At 43.0% G+C, this 22700-nt stretch carries 13 protein-coding genes, 7 tRNA genes and 3 rRNA genes; 19 read left to right on the top strand and 4 right to left on the bottom strand.

Going from position 1 to position 22700, the window contains the following annotated elements; all coding sequences use genetic code 11:
- Positions 1 to 672 precede the first annotated feature (672 nt).
- From larC to WAA20_RS17170, 4 genes are all read right to left on the bottom strand, one after another.
- A complete protein-coding gene (gene larC, locus WAA20_RS17185; RefSeq protein ID WP_073390215.1) occupies positions 673 to 2076 on the bottom strand; it encodes a nickel pincer cofactor biosynthesis protein LarC in 1404 nt (467 codons plus the stop codon).
- A 125-nt stretch (positions 2077 to 2201) separates the two neighbouring features.
- Positions 2202 to 3089 (bottom strand): nickel pincer cofactor biosynthesis protein LarB, encoded by an 888-nt coding sequence (larB, locus tag WAA20_RS17180; RefSeq protein WP_242951236.1) that lies wholly within the window; start codon positions 3087 to 3089, stop codon positions 2202 to 2204.
- A 98-nt stretch (positions 3090 to 3187) separates the two neighbouring features.
- Positions 3188 to 4000 carry an ATP-dependent sacrificial sulfur transferase LarE gene (gene larE / locus WAA20_RS17175; RefSeq protein ID WP_073390216.1) on the bottom strand — a complete coding sequence of 271 codons (813 nt, stop codon included), beginning with the start codon at positions 3998 to 4000 and terminating at the stop codon, positions 3188 to 3190.
- Complete coding sequence (locus WAA20_RS17170) at positions 3997 to 5127, bottom strand: aldo/keto reductase (RefSeq protein WP_073390218.1); 1131 nt, start codon at positions 5125 to 5127, stop codon at positions 3997 to 3999. The genes larE and WAA20_RS17170 overlap by 4 nt, the downstream gene beginning before the upstream one ends.
- Positions 5128 to 5469: 342 nt before the next feature.
- Between WAA20_RS17170 and WAA20_RS17165 the strand changes: the two genes are divergently transcribed.
- The 19 genes from WAA20_RS17165 to rpmG all read left to right on the top strand — a co-directional run bounded on the left by WAA20_RS17165 (position 5470) and on the right by rpmG (position 22680).
- On the top strand, positions 5470 to 5949 hold the full coding sequence (locus tag WAA20_RS17165) for a hypothetical protein (protein WP_073390219.1): 480 nt from the start codon (positions 5470 to 5472) through the stop codon (positions 5947 to 5949).
- Between the two features lie 100 nt (positions 5950 to 6049).
- The gene (locus WAA20_RS17160) at positions 6050 to 7183 is read left to right on the top strand and encodes an acyltransferase family protein (RefSeq protein ID WP_073390221.1); all 1134 of its coding nucleotides are present in this window, start codon (positions 6050 to 6052) and stop codon (positions 7181 to 7183) included.
- 420 nt (positions 7184 to 7603) lie between these two features.
- A tRNA-Ser gene (locus WAA20_RS17155) sits at positions 7604 to 7689 on the top strand.
- A gap of 100 nt (positions 7690 to 7789) precedes the next feature.
- A tRNA-Ser gene (locus WAA20_RS17150) sits at positions 7790 to 7878 on the top strand.
- 228 nt (positions 7879 to 8106) lie between these two features.
- Positions 8107 to 9651 (top strand): 16S ribosomal RNA (locus WAA20_RS17145).
- 156 nt (positions 9652 to 9807) lie between these two features.
- Positions 9808 to 9925: ribosomal RNA gene (gene rrf / locus WAA20_RS17140) — 5S ribosomal RNA — on the top strand.
- A 331-nt stretch (positions 9926 to 10256) separates the two neighbouring features.
- A 23S ribosomal RNA gene (locus tag WAA20_RS17135) occupies positions 10257 to 13171 on the top strand.
- Together the 16S, 23S and 5S rRNA genes with 7 tRNA genes alongside form the textbook arrangement of a ribosomal RNA operon.
- Positions 13172 to 13222: 51 nt before the next feature.
- Positions 13223 to 13295 (top strand) — tRNA-Asn (locus WAA20_RS17130).
- A 55-nt stretch (positions 13296 to 13350) separates the two neighbouring features.
- A tRNA-Glu gene (locus WAA20_RS17125) sits at positions 13351 to 13422 on the top strand.
- A gap of 9 nt (positions 13423 to 13431) precedes the next feature.
- Positions 13432 to 13505 (top strand) — tRNA-Ile (locus WAA20_RS17120).
- Positions 13506 to 13535: 30 nt separating this feature from the next.
- Positions 13536 to 13608, top strand: a tRNA-Val gene (locus WAA20_RS17115).
- A gap of 24 nt (positions 13609 to 13632) precedes the next feature.
- A tRNA-Leu gene (locus WAA20_RS17110) sits at positions 13633 to 13718 on the top strand.
- A 376-nt stretch (positions 13719 to 14094) separates the two neighbouring features.
- Positions 14095 to 14598 (top strand): acyl-CoA thioesterase, encoded by a 504-nt coding sequence (locus tag WAA20_RS17105; protein WP_073388356.1) that lies wholly within the window; start codon positions 14095 to 14097, stop codon positions 14596 to 14598.
- Between the two features lie 139 nt (positions 14599 to 14737).
- Positions 14738 to 15664, top strand: a complete 927-nt coding sequence (gene ptb / locus WAA20_RS17100) for a phosphate butyryltransferase (protein WP_073388358.1) — start codon at positions 14738 to 14740, stop codon at positions 15662 to 15664.
- A gap of 104 nt (positions 15665 to 15768) precedes the next feature.
- The gene (gene buk, locus WAA20_RS17095) at positions 15769 to 16836 is read left to right on the top strand and encodes a butyrate kinase (protein WP_073388360.1); all 1068 of its coding nucleotides are present in this window, start codon (positions 15769 to 15771) and stop codon (positions 16834 to 16836) included.
- A gap of 290 nt (positions 16837 to 17126) precedes the next feature.
- A complete protein-coding gene (gene secA / locus WAA20_RS17090) occupies positions 17127 to 19703 on the top strand; it encodes a preprotein translocase subunit SecA (protein WP_073388361.1) in 2577 nt (858 codons plus the stop codon).
- A gap of 15 nt (positions 19704 to 19718) precedes the next feature.
- On the top strand, positions 19719 to 20861 hold the full coding sequence (prfB, locus tag WAA20_RS17085; RefSeq protein ID WP_073388363.1) for a peptide chain release factor 2: 1143 nt from the start codon (positions 19719 to 19721) through the stop codon (positions 20859 to 20861).
- 222 nt (positions 20862 to 21083) lie between these two features.
- Positions 21084 to 22280, top strand: coding sequence for an ATP/GTP-binding protein (locus WAA20_RS17080; RefSeq protein WP_073388365.1), 1197 nt, complete (start codon positions 21084 to 21086; stop codon positions 22278 to 22280).
- Between the two features lie 250 nt (positions 22281 to 22530).
- The gene (rpmG, locus tag WAA20_RS17075) at positions 22531 to 22680 is read left to right on the top strand and encodes a 50S ribosomal protein L33 (protein ID WP_073388367.1); all 150 of its coding nucleotides are present in this window, start codon (positions 22531 to 22533) and stop codon (positions 22678 to 22680) included.
- Positions 22681 to 22700: the final 20 nt, after the last annotated feature.

The following is a 22700-nucleotide window of genomic DNA, read 5'->3' as shown; positions in this document are numbered from 1 at the left end:
CGTAGGAAAATTGAGGTAAAAAAATAACATGATTCCATTTTTGAAAAAATAGTCGAAATAAAGAATATTAATAGCCGCCCAAAAGCCAGAAAATGTACTGTATATAATAAAATATGCAAATGTTTAATCGTAAATGAATAGTTAAAAATATTTAATTAAGGCTGTGAATATGAATATTCAAACCAAGGCAGATTCTGGGCTAAGACCCTATAGTTGTAAAATCGATAAAAAGTATACGCCGATTCGAACCCCTGAGGATGACGTTTCGTCGGATTTTATACACAAACGATATTTTGTGTTATATAATTCTTTTTGTGTTTTGAAGAACGCATAAATATTTCTTATGTGGTCTGGTTATTCCTAGATAAGTTTTTATTGGGGGAAGACATAGACCTATCTCTACCGCGTCTTATAAGAAGGGGACTTTTAAGGCGATAGGTTCTTGGTGACTGCGTTATTGTTCAATCTCTTTTTCAATAATGGCAATAACGCAGCATACCGTCTAAATAAATATAGGATCTATTTATCCTACAAGATCATTTTGTTCTGGAAGTTTTTCTTTATCCTACAAGATCATTTTGTTCTGGAAGTTTTTCTTTATCCTGCAAGAACATTTTGTTCTGGAAGTTTTTCTTTATCCTGCAAGAACATTTTGTTTCTGAAAAGATTTCTTTATTTAATAAGATTTCTAACTTCCTGAAGGCTTTTTCCTGTATTTCTGGCTATAGAAGCTAAATCATCATATTCAAGCTTTGATCTTTCAACGCCATATCCTGTTACTCTTTTTTCTCGAACCTGTCCCAAAGGAGTATTAAGAGCTTCTTCAGTTCTTTCAAGGATATATCTGTTACAGATGGTTTCACGTATTCCTATAGTCGTTGTGTTTTTGAAAATCTCACGAACCATCTTTTCTTTGTCAGTAGTGGAGCATATTACAGTCAGAAGAATTCCCGGACGATTCTTTTTCATGGTAATTGGAGTAGTGAATACATCTCTTGCCCCTGCTTCCATAAGTCGCTCAAGAGCAAAGCCCATTTCTTCTCCGGTCATGTCGTCAATGTTGCAGCGAAGCTCAATGATCAAATCGGTATCATTATTATCTGAACTATTTCTAGCTGTTTTCTCATCAGAGTGTATTGTTCTATCTTCAGCTGTTTTCTCATCAGAGTGTATTGCTCTATCTTCAGCTGTTTTTCCATCAGAGTGCAATGCGTTATCTTTATCTGTTTCTTCATTAAATCGCATTGCTTCATTTTGCGTAGTCCCTACCATGGCTCTTACGCAGTTCGCTCTTTCAAAGTCTTTATAACCCATTCCATATCCAATACTATCTGAAGTCATAGCTGGCATTGCCCCATATTCATTAACAAAATACTTAAGGATAGCAGCCCCTGTAGGAGTGCACAGCTCACCTTTAATCTCTGTACTATACATAGGTATTTCCCTAAGAATATAAGCAGTAGCAGGCGCTGGCACAGGAAGTATTCCATGAGCACACTTGACCTGCCCGCTTCCAACATGTATAGGAGAAGCTATTATCTTGTCCGCGCCGATTTTTCTTATGAGGATACAAGCTGCTGTGATATCAGCCACTGCATCCATTGTTCCAACCTCATGAAAATGAATCTCAGTAACAGGCTTACCATGTACGAGCCCTTCAGCTTCAGCGAGGATATTGTAGATGGATTTTACATCAGTCTTGATCTGTTCTGACACTTTCAAACTATCAACAATATCATTGATCTTTTGAAGATTGGAATGATGGTGGTGATGTTCATGATTATCATGTTCATGGCTGTGCCCATGGTCTGAGTTATGATCATGCTCGTGTTCGTGCCCATGGTGTTCGTGCAATCCCTCTGCCTCATCAATCCCATGAACTTTCACACTAACATGCGTACCCGTGATCCCGCACTTAACGCTTTTTTCCACATCAAAAGTCACATCAGGGATTCCCAATAAGGAGATTTCCTTGATAGCCTCAGCCTTATCTTTTTCATTCATTGAGTCAAGAAGGGCAGCAGTGAGCATATCTCCTGCAGCACCCATTCCAAGATCCAGATATAGTATTTTCATCAATAATCTCCAAAAAGTATATGTTTTCGTAACTTTGAAACAGAAACGCGCATTTACTGCGTGTTTCGCAATTTAATGAATCAGTCGGCAATAGAGCCTTTGACAAAGTCGAGCTGAATCTGTGTTCATTTCATATGGTTAATAAGACTTGCCTGATACGCCGCCCCAAACCCGTTATCTATATTGACAACAGAAACGCCGCTTGCACAGGAATTCAGCATAGACAAAAGAGCTGACAGCCCGTTAAAAGAAGCTCCGTACCCAACCGAAGTTGGCACCGCAATAACAGGACATTCTGCAAGTCCGCCAATAACACTTGCAAGAGCCCCCTCCATACCTGCAATAGCAATGATGACCTTGGCTCCCATGATATCGTCCATATGAGAAAGAGTTCTGTGAATTCCGGCTACGCCAACGTCATAGAGTCTGACAACTTCATTTCCCAGAAACTCGCAGGTAAGCGCAGCTTCTTCAGCAACAGGAATATCGCTTGTGCCACCGGTTGCGATAACGATCTTTCCAAGCCCGTCAGCCTTTGGCATATCTCCGATAATGCCGACTCTTGCATCTTCATGGTAATCGATCAAAATGGCTTCCTTCTTATGATTATCTGTACCATTTTCAGTAGCGAAACCTATTTTGCCAGAGGATGTTGAGTTCGAACCATTACCAAAACCAATTTTGCCTGAAGGTAAGGAATTTTCTCTATTATCAAACCCAATAGTGCCGCATAGCTTTTTTCTGACTTTAACCGCCTTTTCAGCATCCATCCTTGTAATAAGAATCCGCTCCTGGTCATTTTCGACCATAGTTCTTACGATCCCTGCAATCTGGTCAGCACTCTTACCCGCGCCATATATAACCTCTGCAACGCCCTTGCGAAGCTTTCTGTGAGTGTCGACTTTAGCATATCCGATATCTTCAAAAGGCCTTTTCTTGATAGCAAGCTCAGCTTCCTCAATGGAAATCTCACCGCTTTTAACTTTATTTAGCATTTCATGGATATTTTCCACGACTGCCTCCTTGTCTCTATTAGATATTTTTTATTCTGAGTTTCGGAAATATTATCGTTATCAAACAGTCATGACTTTTGAAGCAAAGCGCCAAACAGTCATCCCTTCACCCCAGTATCAATAACCTCATTCATACTACCAGTCCTATACCCCTGCAGATCAAGTGAAACATAGGCAAAACCGTACTCCTTAAACCTGGTAACAATCTCACCCCTGACATCATCACTCGCAATCCTCAGAATATCCTCTGCCGGCACCTCAATCCTCGCAATCTTCCCATGAATCCTCACCCTATACTGCTCAAATCCAAGCTCCGCCAGAAAATTCTCCGCCTTCTCAACCATCTTAAGCTTCTCGGTCGTAATTCTTTCCCCATAAGGAACCCTCGACGCAAGGCAGGCAAACGAAGGCTTAGACCATGTAGGAAGTCCAAGCTCCTTGGAATACGCCCTGATCTCGTCCTTGGTAAGTCCCACCTCTCTAAGCGGACTCAAAACCTTAAGCTCCTTAACAGCCTCAAGCCCCGGCCTGTAATCCCTGAGGTCATCCATGTTTGAACCTTCTGCGACATTTGTGATCCCATTTTCTTTTGCCAGATCGATGAGTCCCGAGAAGAGCTTATGCTTACAATAGTAGCAGCGGTTCTTAGGATTGGCCGCATACTCCTCAAGCTCCAGCTCATGCGGCTCATAGAAGAACTGCCTGATGCCTTCCTTTTTACAGAAGGCACCAGCTTCATCATATTCATGTCTTGGAAAAGAAGCTGAAACACCCGTAACAGCAATCGCCTTATCCCCCAGAACGTCATGCGCAACCTTAAGAAGAAAAGTCGAGTCAACGCCTGAAGAAAAGGCTACAGCAAGGTTTCCAAGTGATCTTATATATTCTTTTAACTCTTCAAGTTTATTCATGATTCAAATACTGCAGCGCAGTCTTTAAGCCTTTCTATTACATTGATGTGCTGAGGACAAGCGCTTTCGCACTGGCCGCATCCGATACACTGTGATGCAAGTCCCTGACCCTGTGTGACGCGGTCATAATCAGCCTGCCCCTGATCGATCTGCTCCCAGATAAGCTGCTTGTTTCTTGCAGCAAAAATAGCCGGGATCGGAATCTGCATAGGACAGCCCTTTGTACAGTAATGGCACGCTGTACATGGGATTGAATTAACAGATGCAAGCGCCTTCTGAGCCTTCTTGATAGTCTCAAGTTCGCTCTCATCAAGCTTTTTGAAATCCTTCATATAAGAAAGATTGTTCTCCATCTGCGCTACATTGGACATGCCGGAGAGAACTGTAAGGATGCCGTCCATTGAAGCCACATATCTAATGGCCCATGAGGCAAAAGACATATCGGGCTCTGCAGCCTTCAAGATCTCCTGAACTGACTGAGGCGGATTAGCAAGTGCGCCGCCCTTAACAGGCTCCATGACAACGATTGACTTGCCATGCTTTCTTGCAACCTCGTAGCAGGCTCTGGACTGAACAGTCGGGTTATCCCAGTCAGCATAATTTATCTGAAGCTGTACAAACTCAGCATCAGGATGCTTTGTAAGAAGCTCGTCCAGAAACTCAGGAGTGTCGTGGAATGAGAATCCCCAGTGCTTTATAAGCCCCTTAGTCTTCATCTCTTTTACAAAATCCCAAATGCCATAATCGTCGTACTTCTGTATATTGCCCTTTCCAAGCGCGTGAAGGAGATAGTAGTCAAAATAGCCTGCGCCAGTCCTTTCAAGACTTATCTCAAGCTCTTTTTTCGCATCCTCTGCATTCTTACATCCCGCATAACCCGCATTTAACTTGGTTGCAAGAGTGTAGCTGTCTCTTGGATGCCTTTCAACAAGCGCCTTCCTTGTAGTCTCTTCCGACCCCTCATATACGAATGCTGTGTCAAAATAAGTAAGTCCAGCCTCAAGGAACATGTCTACCATCTTGGATGTCTGCTCAACATCGATAGTATTAGTGCCCTCGATCCTGGGAAGTCTCATCAGACCGAAACCCAGTTTGGGCGTGCTTTCGCCAAAATATTTTTCTGCCATAGTTGTATCTCCTTTGCCGATTTCAATAATGTTTGCCAATAAAATTAAAGATATGATCAGTGATACTTCTTGCTTACAACTCTAGATATTTGAGCCAATTAAATTGTGCATAAGTCGCCATATAAATATGGTATCAATAATGGGCCACAGGTATCAATAGATAAAAGAAACTTTATGTTTATTTTATATCTATAGAATTGATATATATATGGTTTTGTTTTTTTGGTCGGAATAGTGAAAGAATACAGCATGCGGCCGTCCAATGACATTGTCGTATATAAGTGATATAGTTAACATATATACGATAATTGGCTGTAGTGTAGCTCAAACGGTGAGGTGCCTATGACAGAAACATATCTTGATATTATGGAAGATTCTCTTCGTAAGAAGATCGAAGTAATGCAGCAGATCGAGATTCAAAATGGCATACAAAAGAAAGCTTTAGAAAGACCGGAAGGTCCCGACCAGGACGCCTTCGATGAAGCTGTCCGTGTAAAAGGCGATCTTATAGGCAAAGTCACTGAACTTAATGACGGCTTCGCAGGTCTCTACGACAAGATAAAAAACGAACTTGACGACAACAAAGACAAATATCGAGACCAGATCACCCGCATGCAGAACCTGATTCGCCAGGTGACAGACCTTTCCAACACCATTGAAGTCCAGGAAGTCAGAAACAAAAAGCTCATAGATTCCTATTTTTCTAATTCAAAAATATCTGTGAAATCCAGCAAGCAGAGCGCAGCTGTATCTTCCGATTACCGCACAACTATGAACAAATCAGCTGGTGCCCAGTCTCATTTCGTCGATAGTCAAAGTTAAAAACTCAAGTCTGGTTATGCTATACTGAACATGGTGTAAAAAACGTTAGTGAAAGAGCGCATCGTCAGACGCTTATCACATGCGCAGTATGGGGACTAATATGGGTGATATAAAGAACATTTCAAAAGCTGATAACAGCTTTCTATATATGATAAAAGGCATTGCATGTATCACGGTTATTTTTATTCATTGCCTCTTTCCGGGTACAGTAGGTAAAGATATTCAGGCTATGTCCAGGTTTGCAGTGCTCTTTTTTTTCGTTGTATCAGGCAGGTACATTCTAAGAAACCTTCCATCAGGTACAAAAGCATCTATTATAAGAAGTCGAATGGCAGCTAAGATAGGGCACGTGTTTGTCATTACCCTATTACTAACACTTCTTTACAATGCCTATTCTTTTGTAGTTGCAACAACATCAGGATTCGGCATTCAGGATCTGATCTCCCAGAAATACAATCCCCACGAGCTATTCCTCTTGCTTATGTTCAATTCCGGCAAAATACTCTACGACTACACATACGACATAGATCATCTGTGGTATCTTTATGCAGTACTCTACGTCTACATACTGATATTTATTTTTGCCCCATATGCAAAAAAATGGAGCGGATTTCTGACATTTTTTTTCACTGGAATGCTCTTTTTCGCAGAACTCCTGCAGCTCTATTACCCCATACGCCCTTTCGACATAAGCATCCGCACCTGGTACATGGTCAGAAACTGGCTTCTCGAAGGAATCCCTTTCATAATGGCCGGCGTATGGCTTGATTCAGCCATTAATGACAAAAGAGATACCAAGGCAGCAGAACTGGTAAGAAAACTTGTCGGTGCATGCTCCCAAAGTAAAAATGCACGTAGAAATCGTGTTATCCTTCATGCATTCCTTATATTAGGTATAGCAATGTCGGTTCTTGAGTACAGACGTTTTGGTGAAATGACAGTTTACGTGGGTTCTGTTGTTACGATCTGCGCGATAATGTTCCTTGGCGAAGCATATGGCCAGACCGAAGCAATTGTTGCAAAGCCCACTTACCTCTGTCACCTGGGAAAAGACCTTTCTGCATCGGTTTACTATTTTCATATAATGGTGATCTCGATTATTAGTCGTACATTATATAGCTTGGAAGGCAATCAGCTATATGCATGGTTAAAACCAGTGATTGTAGCTTGCGTATCTATACTGGTGGCTGAATTGATCTTCTATATAAAGAAAAGATTCTGTAGGAGAAGGTGACGCTGAACTATTGCAATAATTGGTATGGAGTTGTGGTTAAAAGAGATCTTCTAATAATAAAAAGAATAGGTGGTATTAGAATTTTTACGATAGGTTATAAGGCTTTGTGATATAAAAAAATGATTTTGACGTTAAGGAAGATGAAAAAATGCCGATAAAAACAAAGATATGTGCATCATACAAAGGTAAGAGGATAAAGCAGAAGGAAAGCTTATAATTAAAGGCTTTGGCAAGGTTTTGATTGCTATCCCTGAATACGATGTACAATTTATAACTAAACGATAAAAAAATATTGAAAAAAATTAGAAAAATTGCTTGACACTGTAGGGGGCGTTTGATAATATATTACTTGCGCTGCGGCGGTAACGCCTCACGAAAACAGCGCAAACATAAAGCTTATAAATATCGAGCTTGTATTATGGAGCGATATCGAAGTGGTCATAACGAGGCGGTCTTGAAAACCGTTTGGCGGCAACGCCACAAGGGTTCGAATCCCTTTCGCTCCGCTGTAATCACAAAGCGGCATAGGACAGGATACATCGTCCGCTGTTAATTAAAAGATTAGATCTAAGTTCTAGTGAATATGATCTATGAATCAACCTTTTTGCAGAAGTACTCAAGTGGTTGAAGAGACACCCCTGGAAAGGGTGCAGGTCGTTAATAGCGGCGCGAGGGTTCAAATCCCTCCTTCTGCGCTCATCTGCATAGCAGATGTAAGATTACAAGCACTTTGACAACTTAACAGTAATGCAACCCTGAAAATTCCAGTTCTTCTTATATAGAAGGACAGAATGTTCAGAAGAACAAAAACCAAAAGTAAATTTTTGATGGTTTAGCCACCATCAAGCTGTCGAGAGATCGACAGAGGAGCAGAATTATTCTGATTTAAGTCAGTGTAAGTCTGAACCGGAAAGAACAAACATTAAAGTGAGAGTTCGATCCTGGCTCAGGATGAACGCTGGCGGCGTGCCTAACACATGCAAGTCGAACGGAGTTATTCGCTGATGAAGCTTCGGCAGAATCTTGAATAACTTAGTGGCGGACGGGTGAGTAACGCGTGGGTAACCTGCCTCATACAGGGGGATAGCAGTTGGAAACGACTGATAACACCGCATAAGCGCACAGTGTCGCATGACACAGTGTGAAAATATTTATAGGTATGAGATGGACCCGCGTCTGATTAGCTAGTTGGTGAGGTAACGGCCCACCAAGGCGACGATCAGTAGCCGGCCTGAGAGGGCGGACGGCCACATTGGGACTGAGACACGGCCCAAACTCCTACGGGAGGCAGCAGTGGGGGATATTGCACAATGGGCGAAAGCCTGATGCAGCGACGCCGCGTGAGTGAAGAAGTATTTCGGTATGTAAAGCTCTATCAGCAGGGAAGAAAGACCTCGTAAGAGGGGATGACGGTACCTGAGTAAGAAGCCCCGGCTAACTACGTGCCAGCAGCCGCGGTAATACGTAGGGGGCAAGCGTTATCCGGATTTACTGGGTGTAAAGGGAGCGTAGACGGTGTATCAAGTCTGAAGTGAAACCCCACGGCTCAACCGTGGGCTTGCTTTGGAAACTGGTAGACTAGAGTACTGGAGAGGTAAGCGGAATTCCTGGTGTAGTAGTGAAATGCGTAGATATCAGGAAGAACATCAGTGGCGAAGGCGGCTTACTGGACAGCAACTGACGTTGAGGCTCGAAGGCGTGGGGAGCAAACAGGATTAGATACCCTGGTAGTCCACGCAGTAAACGATGAATACTAGGTGTTGGGAGACATAGTCTTTCAGTGCCGGCGCTAACGCAATAAGTATTCCACCTGGGGAGTACGTTCGCAAGAATGAAACTCAAAGGAATTGACGGGGACCCGCACAAGCGGTGGAGCATGTGGTTTAATTCGAAGCAACGCGAAGAACCTTACCAAATCTTGAGATCCAGATGAATGATGGGTAATGCCATCAGTCCTTCGGGACATCTGAGACAGGTGGTGCATGGTTGTCGTCAGCTCGTGTCGTGAGATGTTGGGTCAAGTCCCGCAACGAGCGCAACCCTTGTCCATAGTAGCCAGCAGTAAGATGGGCACTCTATGGAGACTGCCAGGGATAACCTGGAGGAAGGTGGGGATGACGTCAAATCATCATGCCCCTTATGATTTGGGCCACACACGTGCTACAATGTCGTAACAAAGGGAAGCAACCCTGCGAAGGTGAGCAAATCCCAAAAATAACGACCCAGTTCGGACTGTAGGCTGCAACCCGCCTGCACGAAGCTGGAATCGCTAGTAATCGCAGATCAGAATGCTGCGGTGAATACGTTCCCGGGTCTTGTACACACCGCCCGTCACACCATGGGAGTCGGAAATGCCCAAAGTCAGTGGCCTAACCGTAAGGAGGGAGCTGCCTAAGGCAGGTCGGATAACTGGGGTGAAGTCGTAACAAGGTAGCCGTAGGAGAACCTGCGGCTGGATCACCTCCTTTCTAAGGAAAATAAAGAAGGAAGAAGTAAGGAGTTGCATTACTGTTTAGTTGTTAAAAAGCTAAAAAACGAACAAAAAGCTTTGAAAAAATCGAGCTTGACAGGATAAATACTGAAGAGTAAGATAGCAAAGCACTGAACCTTAACAACAAAACATTTCTGGTGGCGATGCGCTTCGGGGAAACACCCGTTCCCATCTCGAACACGACGGTTAAGACCTTAGCGGCCGAAAGTACTATACTGGTAACGGTATGGGAGGATAGGTGGCTGCCAGATTTATAAAAAAGTTTTAAATAGCGATGAGAGATCAGAACCTGTTTCCGATTTCTGATGACTGTTTAAAACAGTCGTAGGGTTTTAAATCTTGTATTTAAAACGCATTGTTCCTTGAAAACCGAATACTGAAATATAGATTATATCTAGTCATTCCAAATGATGAAGATATGTTCTATGTCCAAACCAAAATCAAGACATCAAAAAGGTGAATTTATTCATCAATTAAAAAACATTTCTAAAGAAATGGGCACTGACTATAACATATCGCTGTGTTATAGATCAGAAGAGAATCCAGAATGATCGAAAGATCAGGACTGATTCCTACGTAACTGGTTAAGTTATGTAGGGCGCAGGGCGGATGCCTTGGCACTAAGAGCCGATGAAAGACGTGATAAGCTGCGAAAAGCTGCGGGGAGAGGCAAATACTTCATGATCCGCAGATATCTGAATGGGGCAACCTAACTAGGAAGTACCTAGTTGACCTTAACTGAATCCATAGGTTAAGGCCGGGAACCCGGTGAACTGAAACATCTAAGTAGCCGGAGGAAGAGAAAACAAAAGTGATTCCGTAAGTAGCGGCGAGCGAACGCGGAAGAGCCCAAACCAGAGAGCTTGCTTTCTGGGGTTCGGACTGTATAATCGATTCAAGTCTGCTAACAGAAAGGTCCTGGAAAGACCTGCCAGAGAACGTGAAAGCCGTGTATGTGAAAGTGGATGAGACGAGACAGAATCCAGAGTAGGACGAGACACGTGAAACCTTGTCTGAATGAGCGGGGACCACCCCGTAAGGCTAAATACTACTTAGTGACCGATAGCGCATAGTACCGTGAGGGAAAGGTGAAAAGGACCCCGGGAGGGGAGTGAAAGAGAACCTGAAACCCTGTGCCTGCAAGCTGCGAAAGCTCTATATACGAGTGATCGCGTACTTTTTGTAGAACGGTCCGGCGAGTTATGTGTACCGGCAAGGTTAAGTATCTAAGATACGTAAGCCGAAGGGAAACCAAGTGTGAATAGTGCGAGTAGTCAGTATACATAGACCCGAAACCGGGTGATCTATCCATGGACAGGATGAAGCGGCCGTAAAAGGCTGTGGAGGTCCGAACGCACATCCGTTGAAAAGGGTGGCGATGAGCTGTGGATAGGGGAGAAATTCCAATCGAACTCGGAGATAGCTGGTTCTCCCCGAAATAGCTTTAGGGCTAGCCTTGTAGCGTGCCTGTTGGAGGTAGAGCACTGAATATCCGCGGGGGCTTCACCGCTTACCAAAGATTATCAAACTGCGAATGCCAGTCAGGTTTAGCACAGGAGTCAGACTGCACGAGATAAGTTGGGCAGTCAAAAGGGAAACAGCCCAGATCTACGGCTAAGGTCCCAAAGTACGTGTTAAGTGGAAAAGGATGTGGGATTTCATAGACAGCTAGGATGTTGGCTCAGAAGCAGCCATCCATTCAAAGAGTGCGTAATAGCTCACTAGCCGAGAGGTCCTGCGCCGAAAATTACCGGGGCTAAAACACGACACCGAAGCCTAGGGATTGCTTGTATCTACGGGTATAAGTGATCGGTAGGGGAGCATTCATAAGAGCGTTGAAACTGTACCGATAAGGAGCAGCGGAGCGTTATGAAGAGAGAATGCCGGAATGAGTAGCGAGATGAGGGTGAGAATCCCTCAGGCCGAATATCCAAGGATTCCAGGGTAAAGCTGATCTGCCCTGGGGAAGTCGGGGCCTAAGACGAGGCCGAAAGGCGTAGCCGATGGACAGCAGGTTGATATTCCTGCACCAGATATCATCAGAACTGTGGGGACACAGGTAACAGGGACAGCCCGGGAGAGCAGCCCGGGGCAAGCATGGCGCGAGGCCAGGGAGAAACCCCTTGGTAGGATTGTGCTGTGTGATGCGGAGCGAAATAAAGTAGTGAAGTGTCCGGAGGACCTGTGAGAAAAGCCGCTATAGTGTGATATCTGCCCGTACCGTAAACCGACACAGGTGGATGAGGAGAGAATCCTAAGGCCGACGGAAGAAGCATTGCTAAGGAACTCGGCAAAATGTACCCGTAACTTCGGGATAAGGGTAGCCTTCATGTATGAGTACATGAAGGCCGCAGAGAAGAGGCTCAAGCAACTGTTTAGCAAAAACACAGGTCTATGCGAAACCGAAAGGTGAAGTATATGGGCTGACGCCTGCCCGGTGCTGGAAGGTTAAGAGGAGAGGTTAGAGCAATCGAAGCTTTGAATTTAAGCCCCAGTAAACGGCGGCCGTAACTATAACGGTCCTAAGGTAGCGAAATTCCTTGTCGGGTAAGTTCCGACCCGCACGAAAGGCGTAATGATTTGAGTACTGTCTCGGCAATGCATCCGGTGAAATTGAAGTGCCAGTGAAGATGCTGGCTACCCGCGCCAGGACGGAAAGACCCCATGGAGCTTTACTCCAGCTTGATACTGGGATCCGGTATTGTATGTACAGGATAGGTGGGAGGCTAAGAAGTGATGACGTCAGTTGTCATGGAGCCGCTGTTGGGATACCACCCTTACCGTACTGGATTTCTAACCATGGACCGTGAAACCGGTCCGGGGACAATGTCTGGCGGGGAGTTTGACTGGGGCGGTCGCCTCCGAAAGAGTATCGGAGGCGCTCAAAGGTTCCTTCAGGATGGACGGAAACCATCCGAAGAGTGCAAAGGCATAAGGGAGCCTGACTGTGACACCGACGGGTGGAACAGGTACGAAAGTAGGACTTAGTGATCCGGTGGCAGAACGTGGGATTGCCATCGCTCAACGGATAAAAGCTACCCTGGGGATAACAGGCTTATCACTCCCAAGAGTTCACATCGACGGAGTGGTTTGGCACCTCGATGTCGGCTCATCACATCCTGGGGCTGTAGCAGGTCCCAAGGGTTGGGCTGTTCGCCCATTAAAGTGGTACGCGAGCTGGGTTCAGAACGTCGTGAGACAGTTCGGTCCCTATCCGGCGCGGGCGTAGGATATCTGAGAGGAGCTGTCCTTAGTACGAGAGGACCGGGATGGACGGACCGCTGGTGTATCTGCTGCGAAGGCAATCGCATAAGGCAGGGTAGCCAAGTCTGGCAGGGATAAACGCTGAAGGCATCTAAGCGTGAAGCCCCCCTCAAGATGAGATATCCCCACGCAAGTGGTAAGACCCCTTGGAGAGTACGAGGTTGATAGGCACAAGGTGTAAGAGTGGTAACATTCTCAGCTGATGTGTACTAATAGGTCGAGGACTTAACCAATAAGTCAAGAAGTTTGGAAATTCAGTGTTCGGTTTTGAGGGAACAATACATTCCTCAATAGCTCAGTCGGTAGAGCATTCGGCTGTTAACCGAAGTGTCGTAGGTTCGAGTCCTACTTGGGGAGCTACAGATCTCCGATCTGTTCTTTTTTTATATTTTTCGCTGTGAGGCGAGAACACGGCCCCTTGGTCAAGTGGTTAAGACATCGCCCTTTCACGGCGGTAACAGCAGTTCGAACCTGCTAGGGGTCATCACAATTTGGAGCTTTAGCTCAGTTGGTTAGAGCAACCGGCTCATAACCGGTCGGTCCTGGGTTCGAGTCCCCGAAGCTCCACTTTTTTCTAAATTTAATATGTTAAGACATGGGATCTTAGCTCAGCTGGGAGAGCATCTGCCTTACAAGCAGAGGGTCACAGGTTCGAGCCCTGTAGGTCCCATTTTCTTTATAAAATTGTTAATACGCCGGCATGGCGGAACTGGCAGACGCCTGGGACTTAAAATCCCATGGGTAGTAATACCCGTACCGGTTCGATTCCGGTTGCCGGCATATTTAAAAACGACAGGCTAATGCTTGTCGTTTTTTATATTGCACTTTTAGAATATCAAATTTTTACATTTTTAGGGTTGCATTATAGTTTTTGAATATTGCATTTTAAAATTTTGGGGATAGATAGTGTGTTTGAATTAGTATGACTTCTTGAATGTAAATTACAGAAACGCGCATTTACTGCGCGTTTCGTGATTCGATGAATCGGTTGGCAATAGAGCCTTCGACGAAGTCGAACTCAATTGGCTCTATTGCTGCATTTTTGAATCTATGATTCAAAAATGTATGATAAGTAAAAACTTACGTTATACAGATTATATTAGTAAATATAAATATTGTATAATTAGCTTATGTTTATCTTTTTTTGGAGGTAATTATGGTAGAAGACAACATTAAACGTGAACTTGGATATAAGACTGTAGAAGATTCCAAGGTTGAACGATATAAGGTAATGATGCATGAAGATATCAATGGTTATGGCCGTCTTTTTGGTGGTAATCTTATGCTCATGATCGATGAAGCAGCAGGTATTGTTGCTACAAGACATTGCGCACATACAGTTACAACAGCTGCTGTTGATAATCTTCAGTTTAAAAAGCCTGCTTTTCTTATGGATATTGTAGTTATAGAAGCTTATCTTACTTATGTAGGCAGGACTTCAATGGAAGTGAGAGTTGACACTTATGTTGAAGACAGAAAGACAGGTCTTCGTCATGTAATAAACAGAGCATATCTTACAGAAGTATGCCTTGATGATAATGAAAAGCCTATTACTATTCCTTACGGTCTTAAGATCGAGACAGAGTGCCAGAAAGCAGAATGGGAAGGTGCTCTTAAGAGAATTGATATGCGTAAAAAGCGCAGAGCAGAAGGCTTCTAAAAACTATTATCACCACGTGAGCAGTATTGAAAATTGATATATGGTGTGTTATTATTTTAACAAATGCTTGAATAAAAGGGCGCTATAGGATTCTATAGTCGCTCATAAATCACGGATATGTGAAAGGAGAAGTTACAAAATGAGTAAGAGTTTTGATGATATCCTTGCAAAACTTAAAACAACAGGCAAAAAGAAGCTTGCAGTTGCATATGCACAGGATGAGCATGTATTGGAGGCTGTAGAGCTTGCACACAAGAAAGGCATTGTTGATGCTGTTCTTGTAGGTGATGCAGATAAGATCGCTGAGATCGCAAAAACTCTCAATATGAATCTTGATGAGTATGAAGTAATTGACGTTAAAGATATGCAGGAAGCTGCTACATGTGCAGTTAAGCTTGTACATGATGGCAAAGCTGATATCTACATGAAGGGTTCTCTTGATTCCAAGACTTTCCTTAAGAGTGTTCTTAACAAAGAAGTTGGTCTTCGTACAGGCCAGACACTTTCTCACGTTTGTGTTTTCGAAATCCCAGGTATCGACAGACTTTTATTCCTTACAGATGTTGCATTCCTTCCTTATCCAACACTTGAAGATAAAAAGCAGATCATCGAATATACTGTTAACGTAGCAAGAGCTTGTGGCGTTGAAATGCCTAAGGTTGCTCCACTTGCTGCAGTTGAAGTTGTAAATCCTAAGATGCCTGTTACAGTTGAAGCTGATGAGCTTACTAAAGCTTGCGAAGCTGGCGAGATCAAGAACTGCATCGTTGATGGACCTCTTTCCATGGACCTTGCTATTGATCCTGAAGCTGCTAAGTTCAAAGCAGGTGCAGAGGATCGTAAGATCGTTGGCGATGCCGACATTCTTCTTTTCCCTGATATTCACGCAGGTAACCTTACATACAAGACAATCGTTCGTCTTGCAACAGTTAAGAATGGTAACATCCTTCTTGGAACAAAGGCTCCTGTAATCCTTACATCACGTTCTGACAGCGTTGATGTTAAGCTTAACTCTATCGCTCTTGCAGCAGTAGTTGCTGAAGACCAGAAGAACGGCACAATCTAATACAATAAATAGGATTCTGGATATATTATCTTGAATCTGAGTTTTTATAATTAGTTCAAGTACTGATAACTGTAATCATTCAACAATAAAAAGGAGATAAAATTATGGCAATCAAAAGCCTTATTATCAATCCAGGCTCTACATCTACAAAGATCGGTATTTTTGAAGACGAAGAACTTAAGATGGACGAAACTCTGCGTCACTCTACAGAGGAGATCGCAAAGTACGATTCAATAATTGATCAGAAAGACTTCCGTAAGAACATCATTCTTGACTTCCTTAAGGAAAAAAATATTGATGTTACAACATTCAACGTAATCGTTGGTCGTGGTGGTCTTTTAAAGCCTATTGAAGGCGGTACATATGAAGTAACAGACGCTGTTGTTAAGGATCTTGAGATCGGTGTTCAGGGACAGCACGCATCAAACCTTGGTGGTATCCTTGCTCGTGAGATCGCAGACCAGATCGGCGTTAAAGCTTATATCGTTGACCCTGTTGTAGTTGACGAGCTTAGCGATGTTGCTCGTGTATCAGGTATGCCTGATGTTCAGAGAACATCTATTTTCCATCCTCTTAACCAGAAGGCTGTAGCAAGACGTTATGCTAAATCTGTTGGCAAGAAATATGAGGATCTCCGCCTTGTAGTTGCTCACCTTGGTGGCGGTGTTTCTGTAGGTGCTCATGATCATGGCCGTATCGTAGATGTATACTCAGCATTTGAAGGTGACGGTGCTATGTCTCCTGAAAGATGTGGCGGACTTCCTACAGGCGCTCTTATCAGACTTTGCTATTCAGGCAAGTTCTCTGAAAAAGAGATGCTTAAGAAGGCTACAGGTGCTGGCGGATTCAATGCTTATCTTGGAACTAACGATGCAAGAGAAGTTATGAAGAAGATCGATGCTGGCGATGAGAAGGCAAGACTTGTTATGGATGCCTTCATCTTCCAGGTTTGTAAGGACATTGGTGCTCAGGCAACTGTTCTTAAGGGCAAGGTTGATCAGATCATCATCACAGGTGGTATCGCATATAATGAAAGAATCACAGCAGCTATGAAAGAAAGAATCGGTTTCATTGCTCCTGTAACAGTATATCCTGGTGAAGATGAGCTTCTTGCACTTGCTCAGGGCGCTATCCGTGTAATGAACGGCGAAGAGCAGGCTAAGGTTTATTAAGTCATAAATTTTGAGATATTAGTTTTATAATACAGTGATAGAGACTTCGAATTTTACTTTGAAGTCTCTATTTTTTATTTTGAGGTCAAAAAAGTTATTACCGTTTTCTCATTCAACTTATGATAGGCTGTTAGTTTTTTCCCTGAATCACTTGATTTTAAAATTTACAAGCTGTTAATTGAATAGACACATTATTTTTGATATAATGCTAGTCGGACTGCGACTATCTAAAAATAAATAGGCGTAGCTGGGTTAATTAACGCCATTTAAGTGGGGAAAGTTGGAAAGTTATGAGTTTACTCGATAAGATTATTGGAACACATTCAGAGAGGGAATTGAAAAGAATCACTCCTATCGTAGATAAGATTGAATCTCTTCGTCCTGAAATGCAGGCTCTTACAGATGAAGAGCTTCGTGCAAAAACAGATGAATTTAAGAGACGTCTTTCAGAAGGTGAGACGTCAGATGATATAATGCCTGAGGCATATGCTGTTGTCAGAGAAGCTGGTAAGCGTGTTCTTGGTATGGAACATTTCCGTGTACAGCTCATTGGTGGTATTATCCTTCACCAGGGTCGTATTGCTGAGATGAGAACAGGTGAAGGTAAGACACTTGTTGCTACACTTCCTTCATACCTTGATGCTCTTGAAGGCAAGGGCTGCCACGTAGTTACAGTTAACGACTATCTTGCTAAGCGTGATGCTGAGTGGATGGGTAAGATCCATGAATTCCTTGGTCTTACAGTTGGTATCGTTCTTAACGGAATGAACTCAGATGAGCGTCGTGCAGCATACAATTGCGATATTACATATGTTACTAACAACGAACTTGGTTTCGACTATCTTCGTGATAACATGGCAATCTACAAAGAACAGTGCGTTCTTAGAGGATTGAACTTCGCTATCATCGATGAGATTGACTCAATCCTTATTGATGAAGCAAGAACACCTCTTATCATTTCAGGTCAGAGTGATAAGTCAACTAAGCTCTACGAAGCCTGCGATATGCTTGCCAAGCAGATGCAGCGTGGTGAAGACGTTGGAGATTTTTCCAAGATGGATGCTCTTATGGGTATCGAACAGGAAGAGACCGGCGACTTTATCGTTAACGAGAAAGATAAGCTTGTAAACCTTACAGCGCAGGGTGTTGCTAAGGTTGAACGCTATTTCCATATTTCTAACCTTGCAGATCCTGAAAATCTTGAGATCCAGCACAATATAATTCTTGCACTCCGTGCTAATAACCTGATGCAGAGAGACCATGATTATATTGTTCGCGATGATGAAGTTCTCATCGTTGATGAGTTCACAGGTCGTGTAATGCCTGGACGTCGTTATTCAGATGGTCTTCATCAGGCAATTGAGGCTAAGGAGCATGTTAAGGTTAAGCGTGAGTCCAAGACTCTTGCTACAATCACATTCCAGAACTTCTTTAACAAGTTCAACAAGAAGTGTGGTATGACAGGTACAGCTCTTACAGAAGAGCAGGAGTTCCGTGATATCTATGCACTCGACGTTGTAGAGGTTCCAACAAATGAGCCTGTTGTTCGTAAAGATCTTCAGGATGCAGTATATAAGACCAAGAAAGAAAAGTACGAAGCAGTTGTAGAAGCTGTTAAGAAAGCTCATGAAAAAGGACAGCCTGTTCTTGTTGGTACTATTACCATCGAGACTTCAGAGCTTCTGTCCAAGATGCTTACTAAGGCTGGTATCCAGCACAACGTACTTAATGCAAAGTTCCATGAACAGGAAGCTGAGATCGTTGCTGAGGCTGGTAAGCACGGCGCTGTTACGATCGCAACTAACATGGCTGGTCGTGGTACTGATATTAAGCTTGACGAAGAGTCAAGAGCAGCCGGCGGTCTTAAGATCATAGGTACAGAGCGTCATGAATCAAGACGTATTGATAATCAGCTCCGTGGACGTTCAGGACGTCAGGGTGATCCGGGTGAATCCAAGTTCTACATTTCACTTGAAGATGACCTTATGAGACTCTTTGGTTCAGAGCGTCTTATCAGTATGTTCAATGCACTTGGAATTCCTGAAGGACAGGAGATCGAGCACAAGGCTCTTACAAAAGCTATCGAGTCTGCTCAGAAGAGAATCGAGGAGAATAACTTCGGTATTCGTAAGAACCTTCTTGAATATGATGCAGTTAACAACGAGCAGAGAGAGATCATCTATAAAGAGCGTCGCCGCGTTCTTGATGGTGAGTCACTTCGTGACAACATCTACAAGATGATCACAGATATTGTTGAAGAGAGCATTGATACTGTTATTGGCGATGGTCAGAACATTGATGACTGGGATCTTAAAGAGCTCAATGAACTTCTTTTGCCAACAGTACCTCTTAAGCCTGTAACTCGCGGCCGTATCACAAAGAAATCCAAAGACGGTCTCAAGCAGCAGCTTAAGGAAGAGGCAGTTGCTCTTTATGAAGAAAAAGAGACAGAGTTCCCTGAAGCAGAGACAATCCGTGAGATCGAGCGTGTAATTCTTCTTAAGGTTATCGACCGTAAGTGGATGGATCACATCGATGATATGGATCAGCTTCGTCAGGGTATCGGTCTTCAGGCATATGGTCAACGTGATCCTAAGATCGAGTACAAGATGGCCGGCTATGACATGTTCAATGAGATGATGGAAGGAATCAAGGAAGATACTGTAAGACTTCTTTTCCATGTACATGTTCAGGAGAAGGTTGAGCGTGAGCAGGTTGCCAAGGTAACTGGTACTAACAAGGATGAATCTGCAAAGAAGGCTCCTGTAAAGAGAGCTGCAGTTAAGATAAGACCTAACGATCTGTGCCCATGCGGTAGCGGTAAGAAATATAAGAACTGCCACGGCGCACAAGGCGGAGTGGAATAATTTAGAGGTTAAAAGATGGTTGTATTAGATAATATGAAGATCGAGATCCAGAATCTCAAGCCTACACTGGATGAGGTTACTGCTTCTCTTGATCTTGAAACTAAGAAGAAAAGAATTGAAGAGTTAAACCGTGAGATGGAAGAGCCTACCTTCTGGGATGATGCTGAAAAGGCCAACAAGAAGACCAAAGAGCTCAAGAACATGCAGGATCTTATTGAGAAGATCGAGAATCTGAATGTTCAGTACGGTGACATCATTGACATGATCGACATGTGCAATGATGAGGGTACAGAAGATGATGATATGGCAGCTGAGATCAGAGCTGATCTTGATGAGTTTAAAGTTGTTCTTGAAGAGATCAGAATTGCCAATCTCTTAAACGGTGAGTACGACAAGTGCAATGCGATCCTTAAGCTTTCAGCAGGTGCCGGTGGTACAGAGGCATGCGACTGGTGTTCAATGCTTTATCGTATGTACACAAGATGGGCTGAGCGTCACGGTTTTACTGTTGAAGTTCTCGATCTTCTTGATGGTGATGAAGCTGGTATTAAGTCAGTTACTTTCCAGATCAATGGATTAAATGCATATGGATACCTTAAGTCTGAAAGAGGTGTTCACCGTCTTGTTCGTATCAGTCCTTTCAACGCACAGGGTAAGCGTCAGACATCTTTCGTATCAAATGATGTAATGCCTGATATCGAAGAGGATCTTGATATCGAAGTTCGTCCTGATGAGATCAGGGTTGATACTTATCGTTCAAGTGGTGCAGGTGGACAGCACATCAACAAGACATCATCTGCTATTCGTATCACACACTATGAAACAGGTATCGTTGTTACTTGTCAGAACGAGCGTTCACAGTTCCAGAACAAGGATAAGGCTATGCAGATGCTCAAAGCTAAGCTCCTTATGCTCAAGATGGAAGAGAACGAAGCTAAGCTTGCAGGTATCAGAGGTGAAGTTAAGGATAATGCATGGGGAAGCCAGATCCGTTCTTATGTTCTTCAGCCATACACTATGGTTAATGACACAAGAACAGGCGAGAAGGTTTCAAACGCTGACGGAGTCCTTGATGGAGATCTTGATCCATTCATCAATGCTTATCTTAAGTGGCTTGCAACAGGTGGTAAGCCGGTTGGAGATGTTGAGGAAGACTAAGTTTTTTCTCCTATAATATGAAAATGCAAAGGGGCAGACGCTACGGCGTTCTGCTCTTTTTTTATGAAGAAATAGCAGATAGTTATATATTAAAGCTACGTTGGTGGTAGTGATAGAGTTAAATATTAAGACTATGCTGATCTTATCGATAGGGTAATACATAAAGAATATATCAATATTGCCGATAGGTATTAATAAATGGGAGAATACGAAAGGAGTCGTATGCTTATACAGTTTACAGTTAATAATTATAAAAGCATAAAGGATACTGTAACTCTTGATCTTCAGGCTGTTTCTGAAGTTAAAGAGCATAAGGATCATATAATAGAGCTTGAAGATGATGAATTTCTTCCACTGGCTATAATCTATGGACCAAACGGTAGCGGTAAATCGAATCTTCTTAAAGCGATTGAGCTTGTTAAAGGTCTTGTCCTTGGCCAGGCGGGCGGCGAAGAAGTTGTTCCTTTTTATTTTTCAAAAGAAAGCAGAAATGATCCTAGTAAGTTCGAGATCATTTTTTCTTCAGAAAATGCTGAGTACAGGTATCGGCTGCATATTAAAGAAGCAAGTGTTGTATATGAAAGCCTTGATCGTATCAACAATGACAACTGGCGTAGAGCTTCTATATTCGAAAGAAAAGAAAACGAAGTTACTGTAAGAAAAATATTCAAAGCCGATGAAAAAAAGCTTGAGAAAGCTACAGATATAACAGGAAGCGAAACGTTTCTTGGAAGGATCATACGTCTTTTCCCGGAAAATGAGATAGTTACTGATGCTACAAACTTCTTTGTAAGCGGTCTTGATTTCATGCAGGATGAGAAAAATGCAGACGTGCTTCTTACAGATGCACTTTCTCAGGAAGACGTATGGGATCTTTTCAGAAATATGATCGCTGAACTTGACCTTGATATTGTTGACCTTAAGGTTATACGCAGTAAGATTTATGTGACTCATCAGATTGGCGATGCTAAATACGAGATTCCTCTAGAAGCAGAATCTTCTGGTATCAGGAAGACAATATATCTTCTTCCGGTTATTGCTAACAGCCTTCTAAAGGGCCAGGCGGTAATGCTTGATTCAGGTATGCTTGAACTTCATCCATCAATACTTAAGCATATTCTTGGATATTATCTGAATAGAAACAGTAATCGGCGAAACGCACAGCTGATCTTGACTTCATATGATATGGTGGCGCTTGATAAGGACTTCCTTCGACGTGATGAGATATGGTTTGCTGCAAGAAGTGAACACCAGAGGACTGTTCTTTACAGTCTTGCGGATTTTGTCGTTCAGGAGGACAGGATCAAAGATAAGAAGTATGCCAAGAGATATCTTGAAGGTGTATATGGCGCTGATCCGTATATTCGCAATGTGATTAACTGGAACGAAGTTTTTGTGGAAAAAAACGAAGAGGAATAATATGCGATTGAAAATCGCTATTTTCCATATTTATCTTGATAATTAGCTAATTTAATCTTAATCCTATAAGGGCTGGAATTTACTTTTACAAATAAGATGGTTCTTGATTATGTGAATTATTACAAAAAAATATTGACGAATTCACGGCTCTATGATATTCTAGTACAGCGACATGAAATTTTAGGTCTTTTTTTTATGCATAAAATTTGACCTTTAAGAAAAAAGATAGAAAGCGCGCGGAGGTAGAGAGATGCGTACAAGAATTACACTTGCTTGCACAGAATGCAAGAACCGTAACTATGATACTACAAAGGATAAGAAGACTCACCCAGATCGTATGGAGATCAAGAAGTACTGTCCTTTCTGCAGAAAGCACACAATGCACAAGGAGACAAAGTAATCCTGCGACAGAAGGGAGAC

This window comes from Butyrivibrio fibrisolvens (assembly GCF_037113525.1).
In the GTDB taxonomy this organism is placed as follows: domain Bacteria; phylum Bacillota; class Clostridia; order Lachnospirales; family Lachnospiraceae; genus Butyrivibrio; species Butyrivibrio fibrisolvens.
The sequence above is the reverse complement of the archived record's forward strand: the minus strand, read 5'-3'. Positions and strand labels throughout refer to the sequence as shown.

Bases quoted from the DNA above. Each gene is read 5' to 3' on its own strand.
- larC (WP_073390215.1), bottom strand. From the start codon at position 2,076: ATGAAAATACTATATCTGGATCTTGGAATGGGTGCTGCAGGAGATATG.
- larE (WP_073390216.1), bottom strand. From the start codon at position 4,000: ATGAATAAACTTGAAGAGTTAAAAGAATATATAAGATCACTTGGAAAC.
- WAA20_RS17170 (WP_073390218.1), bottom strand. From the start codon at position 5,127: ATGGCAGAAAAATATTTTGGCGAAAGCACGCCCAAACTGGGTTTCGGT.
- WAA20_RS17165 (WP_073390219.1), top strand. From the start codon at position 5,470: ATGACAGAAACATATCTTGATATTATGGAAGATTCTCTTCGTAAGAAG.
- WAA20_RS17160 (WP_073390221.1), top strand. From the start codon at position 6,050: ATGGGTGATATAAAGAACATTTCAAAAGCTGATAACAGCTTTCTATAT.
- WAA20_RS17105 (WP_073388356.1), top strand. From the start codon at position 14,095: ATGGTAGAAGACAACATTAAACGTGAACTTGGATATAAGACTGTAGAA.
- ptb (WP_073388358.1), top strand. From the start codon at position 14,738: ATGAGTAAGAGTTTTGATGATATCCTTGCAAAACTTAAAACAACAGGC.
- buk (WP_073388360.1), top strand. From the start codon at position 15,769: ATGGCAATCAAAAGCCTTATTATCAATCCAGGCTCTACATCTACAAAG.
- secA (WP_073388361.1), top strand. From the start codon at position 17,127: ATGAGTTTACTCGATAAGATTATTGGAACACATTCAGAGAGGGAATTG.
- prfB (WP_073388363.1), top strand. From the start codon at position 19,719: ATGGTTGTATTAGATAATATGAAGATCGAGATCCAGAATCTCAAGCCT.
- WAA20_RS17080 (WP_073388365.1), top strand. From the start codon at position 21,084: ATGCTTATACAGTTTACAGTTAATAATTATAAAAGCATAAAGGATACT.
- rpmG (WP_073388367.1), top strand. From the start codon at position 22,531: ATGCGTACAAGAATTACACTTGCTTGCACAGAATGCAAGAACCGTAAC.